Here is a 9,261-nt window from a genome sequence, read left to right on the forward strand (position 1 = left end):
CCGGGAATGGATACCATGTGGAGAAAAGCTTTACTCATCGGTCGCTGGCTTTTGCCGTATCTGAAAAACGCAGCCCCGGTCACCCTGACGCTGGGCGTTATTGCCCTGCTGGTGGCCACCTGGTGGCTGGGCCCCCGCTGGCAGATGGGAGGGGAATACCCGCTCGCCGCCTGGCAGATGCGGGCCCTGGTTACCCTGGGGGTGGTGCTGATGGTGGCGATGGTGTGGGGCCTTGTCCTGGCCCGGCGCCTGCGCAAGGTGAACGTGAAGCAGGCGCAGGAGCAGCGCGAGCAGGAGGATCCCATTCTGCCTCTTGAGCGCAAACAGCAGCGGTTGCTGGACCGGCAGTTGTCGGCGCTGAAAAGCAACCTGCCGGGCCGCCGCGGGATTTATCGGCTGCCCTGGTATCTTGTGATGGGGCTTGAGGACGCTGGCAAAACCAGCCTGATCCAGCGCTCCGGCCAGACCTACACCCTCACCAACGTGACCCGCAACCACAGGGCCGATCGCAATGCCTTTGGCTTTGACTGGTGGATTGGTGACCAGGGCGTGCTGATTGACCCCGACGGTGAGCTCTTGAGCCAGAGCAATGGCGAAGGAGCCGGCGCCGAGGTCCAGAAACGGCTCTGGCACCACTTTGTAGCCTGGCTCGAGCAGAATCGTCCGCAGAGACCGCTCAATGGCGTCGTGGTCGCCGTTGATCTGGCCAGCCTGAGCGTTGCCGATCCGCAGCAACGCAAAGCGCAGGCCATTGTACTGCGAACCCGCCTTCGGGAACTGATGGAGCAGCTCGGCTCCCGTCTGCCGGTGTATGTCACCTTTACCAAGCTGGATCTGCTGTACGGCTTCGGGACGCTCGCGCGTACGCTCACCCGATCCGAAAAAGAATCCGTTCTGGGGTTCACCTTCCGGCTCGAGGGCCAGATCGACAATGATGACTGGCTTCAGGAATTTGCCGAGCGGTTCGAGGCGATGGTCGGGCGGCTGACCGACCGCCTGCCGGACGTTCTGGTGCAAACCCGGGATGCCGAGGAGCGCTCCGCCGCGTACTCGTTCACCCGGCAGCTGGCAGGCCTGAAACCGGCCCTTGAGCAGTTCCTGACCGACCTGCTCTCGGCCGATGTGTTCTCCACGCCGGCGTTGGTGCGAGGCACCTACTTTACCTCGGTGTTGCAGGAAGGCGTACCGGAGGATGCCTTCGTATCCGCGGCAGCGGCCAGTTACCAGTTGGCCACGCCCATACAGCCGGCCCAGCGCGCCGGTCAATCGGCGCATCTGTTTACCGAGACCCTGTTTCCCGGCGTTATCTATCCCGAGGCCGGGCTTGCCAGTGACAATCAACGGGTGGTGCGCGGGCGCCAACGTCGCCTGGCTACGGCGGCAGTGATTGCCCTGTGTGCCGGTGCCGGCATGACCGCCGGTTGGCAGCATTTCTTCATCAAGAACGCCGAAGCGGCGGCGGCCGTCGAGGAGCGGGTCACAGGATTTATCGATAACTGGCAGCCGGTCGGCTTTGAGCCCGACACCACAGGCCGTAACCTGCTTGGGCCCCTGGACGAACTGCGCCAGGCCACGCTTGCCTTTGGTGACCATCGCCGCAACTGGCCGTATTTGCGCGACATGGGTCTTTACCAGGGACATCGTATTGGTCCGGAGGTTGAGTCTTCTTACCTGGACATGCTGGCCTACCAGTACCTGCCATCCCTGATGGTGGGTATTATGGCCGAGATGAACGAGGCCCGGGACACCAACGAGCGTCTGGACCACCTGCGGGTCTTGCGGATGCTTTACGACGCCAGCGGCCGCCGGAAGGATATTGTTAACGGCTACATGAAAGCCTATTGGCAGCAAGAATTTCCGGGGCAAAAGGCTTTGCAGGAACGTCTGCTCGGGCATCTTGACTATGCCATGGCTCACACCGATCTGGCCCGACAGCGACGCGCCGGTGACCCGGTGGCAGACATGGCGCTGGCGCCCTTTATCAGCAGTGTGGAGTGGGCCCAGCATGAACTCGGTCGCGTACCGACACCCAATCGGGTGTACCGGGACCTCGAAATGGAGGCCGAGCGTGAGTTCCAGGCGCCACTGGAGCTTGCGCGGGCGGCGGGGCCGGCCTTTGCCACGGTGTTCTCCCGGGTGGATGAGCACGGCGAGCCGGCAGACACAGGCACCCTTGTGCAGGACCCGCTGACCATTCCCGCGCTGCTGACCCGCGCAGGCCTCGAGAAATGGTTCCTCCGCAAATCCGGCTCGGTCACAGAGCTGGCCCTGATTGATGCCTGGGTGCTTGGGCGCCGGGATGACGTCCAGTTCAGTGAGGCCGACGAAGCGGAGCTACGCGCCAGTCTGCAGTCGCTTTATGCCGAGCACTACACGAACGCCTGGCGCACCGCAATCAGCCGCATCCGAATCCATAGGTTTGAGGACCTCAATCACGGCGTCCGGGTACTGGAGAGCCTGACCGGCGGCCACGAGCCCCTGGCCCGGTTGCTCGCCCGGGTGCGGGACAACACGCAGCTGGTGCCTTCGGCCGAAGGTGAAACGGCCGGTGCCAGAGAGTTGCTGGAGCAGTCCGCCCATTTCCGGATGCTGCAGGACATCGAGCGCCGCTTTGCCGACCTCAACCAGCTGACCGCCCCGAATGGCGATCAGCCCACCGGCCTTGAGCAGGTCATGGTGGTGGTGAACGAGTTGCATCAGTACCTGCGCAACGTCCAGGAGGCACCGGACCAGGGCAAGGCCGCCCTGGCTGCGGCTCGGGCCCGGCTGAGCCTGCAGGGCGCCGATCCCATCTTCACCCTGCAACGCATGGCCGACCATCAGCCTGAGCCCCTGAATCGACTCCTCACCAGTCTTGCCACCGAAAGCTGGCGGGTATTGCTGGATCACGCGGTGGCGCAGCTGGAACGTGACTGGTACCGGGAAGTCTATCAGCCATTCCAGCAAAACCTGGCCCGGCACTATCCGTTCAGTCCGGATGCCGGTCGTGACGTGGCGTTGCAGGACTTCGAACGCTTCTTCGCCCCGGGCGGTATCCTGGACACCTTCTACCAGGACAACCTCAAGCTGTTCCTGGAGGATCACCCGGAGCAGGTGGGTGACGCTCGTCGGGCCAGCCTGGTACGCAGGGACGTCATGGCCTCCCTGGAGAGCGCCGACCGTATTCGGCGGGCCTACTTTACTCGCAGTGGCTCCCTGGACGTGGAATTTGCCCTGGAGCCACTGAACCTGTCCGCGAACAAGCGACGCAGTGTGGTCAATCTCGATGGCCAGCTGGTGGAGTTCAGCCATGGCCCGCGCCAGAGTATTCCGCTGGTCTGGCCCAACACCCTGCGGGATTCGGTGGAAAGCCGCATCACCCTGGTGCCGGTTCAGGTTAACCGATCGCCCCGGAGTCTGTCCGAATCGGGGCCCTGGGCGCTGTTCCGGCTCCTCGACGAGGCCGACATCACCGGCGTGAGCGACAGCGCCGTGGATGTCCGCTTCCAGGTGGACGACGGCGAGATGCGCTATCGCCTGCACGCGGCCAGCAACACCAACCCGTTCACACAGCAGTTACTGGCGGGGTACCGCATACCACGCAGCTTGTATTAGACTAGGGGCCCCGATCAGAACAGGAGGTTTTGATAGGGGCCAGGGCCTCCTCCAGGGACACAGCGAGGCAACGGATTCAATACTCTTCAGGGATCGAAGACATGCCCCAGGCAAGCGGACTGCAATTTACGGTCACCATTGGTGGCTTTCCCTCCGATCACTTTGCCCTCGTTGGCTTTGCGCTGACCGAGCGGCTATCCGAGCTTTTCCACGGTCGAATCGAGTTGGCCAGTTCCGACCCATCGGTGCTGGCGGCGGCGGTTCTGGAGCAGCCGGCAGACCTTGTTATCTGGCGTGACGGCGCCGCCGTGCGGCGTTTCACCGGGGTGGTGAGCGAATTCGTCCGGCGTGATTCAGGTCATCGCAGAACCCGCTACGAACTGGTGATTCAACCGCCGGTGTGGCGACTCGGCCTTATGCACAACAGCCGGATTTTTCAGGGCCAGACCACCGGGGACATCATCCGCGCCCTGCTTGAAGAACGGGGCGTGGTTGATACCGAATTCGAACTGAAAGACACGCCCGTAGAGCGGGAGTATTGTGTGCAGCATCGCGAAAGCGACCTGGCCTTTGTTGAACGTCTGGCGGCCGAAGAGGGCTGGTTTTACCGGTACCGCCACGGGAGCGTTGATGGCCAGGAGTCGCCGGCACTGATCCTGGCCGATCACCACGGCAGTGCACCAACGCTTGAGGCGGCTGAGTACAACAGCCGGGCCGGCGGCGCGGAGCAGGGGCCCTGCGTGTATCGGTTCGAACATCGGGAGCGGATTCGGGCAGCCTCGGTGGCCATGAAGGATTACACCTTCAGGAACCCGGCCTACGGTCTGTTGCAGGAGCAGGGCGCCGCCAGTCCCTCCCACCGGGCCGACTATCAGCACTATGAGTATCCGGGTCGTTTCAAGCAGGATCAGGCCGGTGAGCGATTCACGGCCGCGCGGCTGGATGCCCTGCGCAACGACGCTAACACGGGCAACGGCGAGAGCAACCGCGCGGATTTTGTGGCCGGCGCCCGAGTGGCGCTGACCCATCATGATAACGAGGCCCTCAATCGCGACTGGCTATTGGTGGCTGTCACCCACACCGGTCGGCAGCCGCAGGCACTGGAAGAAGAGGGCGGCAGCGGCGCCACCACCTACCAAAACTATTTCAGCACCATTCCGGCGGACCGGACCTGGCGCCCCCTGTGCGAACACAAGCCGCTGATGGACGGCCCCCAGATGGCGGTGGTGACCGGCCCGGAAGGCGAGGAAATCCACTGTGACCGTTACGGCCGGGTCAAAGTCCGGTTCCCATGGGACCGCTACAGTGCCAACGACGAGCACAGCAGCGCCTGGCTCCGGGTGAGCCAGGACTGGGCCGGTGGTCAATATGGCTTCATGGCTCTGCCTCGTATTGGCCACGAGGTCATCGTTTCCTTTCTGGATGGCGACCCCGACCAGCCGATTGTCACCGGTCGCACCCATCACGCCACCAACACCCCGCCCTACGCGCTGCCGGAGCACAAAACCAGAACCACCCTGAAGACCAGAACCCACAAGGGCGAGGGCAGCAATGAACTGCGCTTTGAAGACGAGGCCGACCAGGAACAGATCTACGTTCATGCCCAGAAAGACCTGGCGCTGCTTACCGAACACAACCGCACCGAAGTCATCCGGAATGACAGCCACCTGACGGTGGAGAACAACCGGTTCAGCCACACCAGGGGCAACAGCCACCGCACCGTGGATGGCGAAAAGCGCGAACAAACCGGCAAGGACCACAGCTTTGACGTAACCGGCACCCTGCACCTGAAAGCCGGCACCGCCTGGCTGAGCGAGTCTGGCACCGAACTGCATATCAAAGCCGGCCAAAAGGCTGTGATTGAAGCGGGTGCGGAAATCACCCTAAAGGCCGGCGGCAGTTTTGTGAAAATCGACCCCAGCGGCGTCGCCATGGGTGGCGCGAGCATCAAGATGAATGCGGGTGGTGCGCCGGGCAAGGGGAGTGGGCAGCGGGTGCAGGTGCCGGAGATGCCGGGGTTGGTGACGACTGCGGGTGGGTTTGTGGCGCCGGTTGCGTTGGCAGAAGTCGATCAACGGATGCATGCCCAGCCCAAAGCGGTGGTTGCTCATCGCCTTAGGCAGGCTCGCATGCAAGGAACGGCCATTGTTGAGCAGTGCCAGCAGCAACCGGATGGTTCGTGTCCACTGGGGAACTGCCCCTGTGGCAAAAACCAGTCAGCATAGTCGGAGGGGAAAGGTTCGTGGCTGTAGCAAAACCTTCGTCTGAAAAGGTGCGTTACCTGGTATTGGAAGCCCGCCAGAACCCACCTGTTGTTCGGTCTTTGTACGAACTGGCAGACAACCCGAAGTGGATTCACTTGTTTGCGGAAACAGACTGGCAGCAATACCTGGCTGAAAGCCCGGTTGTCCTGGAAGCAACCCAGAGTAGTGCTGAATATCAATGGGCGTTGAAAGGATTGAAGGAAGGGCGATTAACAGGGCTGATCCTGGAATCTTCAGAGGGCCTGGACTCTGTCACGAAATGGTTAAGAGCGCGTTTGAAAGTGCGTTTTAACGGACAACGACAGGGTTTGTTGCGCTTCTACGATCCTGACATATGGTATCGATTGTCTCCGACCATGCGAGAGGAATCGGATGTAGTGGAGCGTGTTATCTACTGGCACGGTGATTCGGATGGGGCCCGCTGGCAAACCACGGAAAAACCAAACCCCTTTACCATGTTTCCAATGCCCACATTGAGCGAAACACAGTGGCGGGCGTTGAACACGGTTACAGTCTGAGATTGAATTCACAGCTATACAAAGCAAGGAATGACAGGGATGTCTGAGAGCAATTCAAACCAGGGTGCCGGTAACTGCGGCCCTGCCTGTGAGGGCGAATCGCTCATCATTGAAGTGATGGGGAAGGACCATCCGGAGGGGCACAGTTTCAGAATCTTTGATGAGACCAACTATGAGCAGCAGGAATGGCTGGAGAATAAAGTACGCCTTGAGTCCCTTGAGGACTCGGTTCTTCACCTTTGGCCTCGCAGCGGACAGCCTGCTCATAACATCTGGCTTGATATTGACGCAGAAGAAGGAGCGCCCATCCGCGTTTCATTTTTCAGTGATGTCGACTCCACACCTCGTCAATTGAATGGTCAGTGGAACCGGATCTGGCCCATTGTGCCGCTAACAGCCTTGCACTATGCCAATCCTGAGCCCGGACAGCCCTCCGAAAATGTAGTGCCGGTGCGCTCGGGTTTTATCTACATTTTCCGGAGTGGCACGCTGTGGCGCGAACTTGAAGTTGGCCAAGTGGATACTGGTAAGCCTGGGTTTCGTGACGTTCGTCTGTCGGACTATCGAGAGCCGGGTTTGGCAGGCGTCACGGAGGATCGCCGGGCAGTCGTAGGGAAGGCTCTGCCAGCTATCTGGTTACCGGTGTGCCAAATGAATGCCACCATCATGAATGAATTCCAGTTGGCCTTTTCAGAAGTGCAGTTTTCTGTTGAGCGGATAGCTTATCTTGAAAGGGACGCCGAGGCCCGAATGCGACGTTGCCAGACTCTGCAGGGTCCCGAGCCCGCAGTCACGTCTACTTCGGTTTCTGGACAGTCGGTTGTTGCCCCCGGTCAGTTGATGCCATTGGCGTCTTTGCCTGAAATGCGTTCCAGGGAACCATATCTGGAACAGCGACTGCCCAGGCCCTGGAAGCAGGTATACGACCTTGCGGGAACGTATGCCAGTAATCTGTACAGTCAAGCGAAAGAGGAGTTGCAGGCCTTCTGTATTGGGGGGACTTCCGCGGAAGCGGCGTGGGAATCGGCACGATATCGCGATGCGCCGTTAATTGGCGTCCCCGCTGCCCGGGCCGATGCGCTGGATGAAATCGGTGACAAAGAGGCCACGGAGCCTCAATTCTGGCAGCCGCTGGATGCCTCGGAAGACGTTCTTTCTCAAGCAAAAGAAAACCAGTACGCCGGCGTAATTCTCGAAGACAAGCTGTTTTCGCTGAGGCGCTATCTTACCCGGGCACTGGATGCACATCGTCTGTTGACACGCTTACTCGAGGAGGTCGAGAAGCAGCCTCACAGCAACAGTGCCCAATTGGTTCATAGGCTTATGGGGCCTGAACGTCTGGCTGGGAAGGAAAATCCGTTACATCAGTACCTAGACTCCATTGAGACCAGCCTCTTTGGCCCCTTGCATACCCATCTGTTGACAGCACAGCGGCAACTGGCCCGGGAAGAACTGGTTGAGGCGCAGAAGATGTTGGCAGGCCTTGTGCGGCAAACTGAAAATCAAATCGCCTTGGCCGATCTTTTCAGTCTTGCGCAGGCCGACTATATCGAGGGCTTTGCTCTGGCACGGGAGATATTTCAGATCCTGGCGATGGATACCAACAGCGTTGACCACCTGGCGCGGACAGAGGCGGCCAGCGATGCCCAGATTCGGGATGCCAACGATCTGGTGTTGAATATTGTGAAGGAAGGCAGCGACCAACCTCTGCACAACATGTTGTTTCCACCCGAGAAAGCGGTCAGCGCACGTTCGGAAGACGTTCGGGGAGATTGTGGGGATGGGCGGTGTCGTCCTGAGGATCTGAAGAAACTTCCGGAGCAGCCACCAGAGCCAGATGAGGTGCAAACACTGACCGCAGCAGCCTTGGCTGCGCTGGTAAAAACCGACAGCATTGACCTCTCGTCTGAGCTCAAGCGCTGGATGGGCAGCATCGGCGCAATCCTGGATGGTATCGACAAACACGTGCGTGCCCTCGCTAACCGCATGAAGTCCCAGACCTACAGGCTAGACAGTCGGCTTTATGGTCCGTTGCTGCGTATGGCCAAAGCCCGCGATCCGGCACTACTGAGTAGCGTGCAACTGGTTGCGCGTAATGCAGTCCCGCAGGGCTGGCTCATCTTGGGGCTCAGTGATCCAGCCTCCGGACTGGAGCTGGGCCTCACCGAAGCTGACCGGGAATACGTGCATAGAAACAATGGCCACCGTCGTTTCTATGGAGAGTATCTGGACAGACACGGCAATCCTTTGGCGAGCACCCGCAAATCGGCCATCCCTGACCTGGCCGAGACGGCCGAAGCAAGGCAGATACATGTTTATGCAGCGCCGGAGAACTCCGCGGTCGTCCGAGCCCAAAGGGATATGCGCCGGCTGAAGTCGTGGGACGAGTTTTTCAACAGGGTACGGATGCCATATCTGGTTTTGATGATTGAGGGGCATAACATTTGGCGGGAGTTTAGCCTACTAAAAAAGGTTGAATCGCGGAAAGGTCTTACACGAGCGGGATTAGGAATCGTAAGTGCAGGAGCGGATCTATTTTTCGCAGGCACTATCGCCGTAGAGAGATTAAGTACGGAGCTCAAAATCTGGGGCACCGCCTTTTCGAAGCTCAACAATGCAGCTTTCCAAACAACCAATCCGGTTTTCCAGCGATTACTTCCCTCGCTCGCTCGAGCTATTCCTAAAATTGTCACGAAACGCATGCTAGGCGGTTTGGTTACTGCGGGACTCTCTATTTCGGTGTCGCTGTTGGATATGGTTCACGAATGGGACAGTGGGGATTTAGATGCATCAGTAGCCTTTGGGGTATCCGCTGTCGGCAGTGGCATGATGGAGTTATGGTGATTTCTGGTGTATGGAAGCAGGTTGAAGGGGTGGCGTATCCT

At 59.9% G+C, this 9,261-nt stretch carries 4 protein-coding genes; all 4 read left to right on the forward strand.

Translation table 11 applies throughout. The features are described 5' to 3' along the window. The first annotated feature begins 6 nt into the window (after positions 1-6). The 4 genes from tssM to ACFC20_RS16100 all read left to right on the forward strand — a co-directional run bounded on the left by tssM (position 7) and on the right by ACFC20_RS16100 (position 9,220). Positions 7-3,594, forward strand: coding sequence for a type VI secretion system membrane subunit TssM (gene tssM, locus ACFC20_RS16085; protein ID WP_375193889.1), 3,588 nt, complete (start codon positions 7-9; stop codon positions 3,592-3,594). A 101-nt stretch (positions 3,595-3,695) separates the two neighbouring features. Continuing rightward, positions 3,696-5,819 (forward strand): type VI secretion system Vgr family protein, encoded by a 2,124-nt coding sequence (locus ACFC20_RS16090; protein WP_375193890.1) that lies wholly within the window; start codon positions 3,696-3,698, stop codon positions 5,817-5,819. Positions 5,820-5,836: 17 nt separating this feature from the next. Beyond that, positions 5,837-6,376 (forward strand): DUF4123 domain-containing protein, encoded by a 540-nt coding sequence (locus ACFC20_RS16095; protein ID WP_375193891.1) that lies wholly within the window; start codon positions 5,837-5,839, stop codon positions 6,374-6,376. Between the two features lie 39 nt (positions 6,377-6,415). Then, positions 6,416-9,220 carry a hypothetical protein gene (locus tag ACFC20_RS16100; protein WP_375193892.1) on the forward strand — a complete coding sequence of 935 codons (2,805 nt, stop codon included), beginning with the start codon at positions 6,416-6,418 and terminating at the stop codon, positions 9,218-9,220. Positions 9,221-9,261 lie beyond the last annotated feature (41 nt).

It is taken from the genome of Marinobacter sp. (genome assembly GCF_041984545.1).
In the GTDB taxonomy this organism is placed as follows: domain Bacteria; phylum Pseudomonadota; class Gammaproteobacteria; order Pseudomonadales; family Oleiphilaceae; genus Marinobacter.